Origin of the sequence: Rhodococcus sp. D-6, assembly GCF_040256695.1 — a bacterium.
Classification (GTDB): domain Bacteria; phylum Actinomycetota; class Actinomycetes; order Mycobacteriales; family Mycobacteriaceae; genus Rhodococcus; species Rhodococcus pyridinivorans.
The window spans coordinates 1-2,035 of sequence record NZ_CP132971.1; the positions used below are offsets into that span (position 1 = coordinate 1).

The 2,035-nt window shown below is 65.6% G+C and carries 3 protein-coding genes; all 3 read left to right on the top strand.

The genetic code is table 11. The annotated features are described in order from the left end of the window. The 3 genes from RBB84_RS25040 to RBB84_RS25050 are packed head-to-tail and all read left to right on the top strand — an operon-like array spanning position 1 to position 1,437. A complete protein-coding gene (locus RBB84_RS25040) occupies positions 1 to 933 on the top strand; it encodes a replication initiation protein (protein WP_024100495.1) in 933 nt (310 codons plus the stop codon). Then, positions 923 to 1,204, top strand: coding sequence for a sigma factor-like helix-turn-helix DNA-binding protein (locus tag RBB84_RS25045; RefSeq protein WP_024100496.1), 282 nt, complete (start codon positions 923 to 925; stop codon positions 1,202 to 1,204). The genes RBB84_RS25040 and RBB84_RS25045 overlap by 11 nt, the downstream gene beginning before the upstream one ends. Continuing rightward, positions 1,201 to 1,437 (top strand): hypothetical protein, encoded by a 237-nt coding sequence (locus RBB84_RS25050; RefSeq protein WP_024100494.1) that lies wholly within the window; start codon positions 1,201 to 1,203, stop codon positions 1,435 to 1,437. The genes RBB84_RS25045 and RBB84_RS25050 overlap by 4 nt, the downstream gene beginning before the upstream one ends. Positions 1,438 to 2,035: the final 598 nt, after the last annotated feature.

A 2,035-nucleotide genomic window follows, 5' to 3' on the forward strand; every position in this document is an offset into this window, starting at 1 on the left:
ATGACAGACCGCGGGGGATCGCACGCCGAGGATTGGGAACAGTTGTGGCTGCCGCTGTGGCCCCTGGCAACGGACGATTTGTTGCTGGGGGTGTATCGGATGCCTCGCCATGACGCGCTCGAACGGCGCTATCTCGAGGCCAACCCTCAGGCGCTGAGCAATCTGTTGGTCGTCGATGTCGACCACCCGGACGCGGCACTGCGGACGCTGTCGGCGGCAGGAAACCATCCGCTGCCGAACGCGATCGTGGAGAACCCCCGCAACGGACACGCGCACGCCGTGTGGGCACTGACCGAGCCGTTCACACGCACCGAGTACGCCCGCAGGAAACCCCTCGCCTACGCCGCTGCCGTCACCGAGGGACTGCGTCGGGCCGTCGACGGTGATGCCGCTTACTCGGGTCTGATGACCAAGAACCCGACCCATTCGGCATGGGCAACGCACTGGATCCACCCCGCACCGCGGAGCTTGGCCGAACTCGAACACGGGCTCGGCCGGCACATGCCCCCGCCGCGGTGGAGGCAGAGCAAACGACGCCGTGAGAACCCGGTCGGGCTCGGTCGCAACTGCGCACTATTCGAGTCAGCGCGAACCTGGGCCTATCGCGAAATCCGTTATCACTGGGGCGATCCCGCTGGTTTGGACCGAGCGATCTGGGCTGAGGCCGCGCAAATCAATACCGCCTTTTCCGAGCCCCTGCCCGACAGCGAAGTACGCGCGATTGCAGCCTCCATCCATCGCTGGATCGTCACCAAATCACGCATGTGGGCCGACGGTCCGGTCGTCTACGAGGCCACCTTCGTCGCCATGCAATCCGCCCGCGGCCGCAAGAGCGGCAAAGTCATGACACCGGCGAAGATCGAGGCCAATCGTCGGCGGGCGACGAAGTTCGACCGCGATCTGGTGTGGAAGGAGGCCACTGATGGGAGCTGAGAATCCAGTTCGGCGCACCCGCACAGCCCGCGAGGTCGCAGAGCGGATCGGTGCGTCGTCTCGCACAGTGCGTCGCATCATGGCCGAGCCGCGGGAGGAGTACCTCGCTCGCGCTGCCGAGCGTCGGGAGCGGGTGCTCGAACTACGCGCCCAGGGCCTGAAGCTGCGCGAGATCGCCGAGGAGGTCGGCATGACAGTCGGTGGCGTCGGCACGATCCTGCACCACGCGCGTAAGGCGGAGCAGTCCCAGTCCGAGGAGGCGACAGCGTGAGCGAGACGATCGCGGCCCGCATCGTTGCGGTGCAGTCACAGCTGAACGCCGTGCACACCGAGCTCCGCGCTTTGGCGGAGCTGGTGAACATGTTCGACGCGGACACCCTCGATGCGGACACCGAGACCTCGGTGCGTGAAGTGATCGACTCACTCGCCGATGCCGGCCTCGCCCTCAACGGCGCCGACGAACCTCTCTCCACAGCCGCACACCACGCCCGTTTGCTCCCCTAGCCGGCTCGAGAGCTGGGAGGATTTACAGCGGAGCGTCCGGTCGCCCCCCCTGCGGGACCGGACGCTCCGCTGTAGGGCGCACTCCCGTCCTTCTTCGGTGATCGTTTCGTCCGGCCAAAAATCGGGACACACCTCTTGCAGAAGTTCTGACACCGGGAAAGGCCGGCCTCGGGACCGCTCACCGACCCCCCGGTTCGGCTCTGAGATCGCCGGAGAGCGCCGTGTCCTATCCCCCGGGGTTTCCGGGTGCGTGCGGTCCGTCTGCGGCGCTCTCGGAGCCACACAGACGGACCGCACGGGGATGTGGGGCCCGCCGGTAGGTCCGAGAAAAGTTCTGCCGCATCCATCAGCCGTACCCGGCTCACCTTCCGCCCTCCCCCGACACATCGAACCGTCACGTGCCACTCAACTGGCCGTGGTCCCGATCAACCACGAATCAAGATCACTACACACCTCATGCACTAAAGCTGCGAACACGAGAAACGACGGTCCGGACGTAACGGAAGAGTGGTATTTCCCGAGTGGCGCGGCGAAACATCTGACTTGGTTCGGCGCGTCCTACCTAAAAAATAGGTCTTCGTGTGCGAGGGTCTTCCGC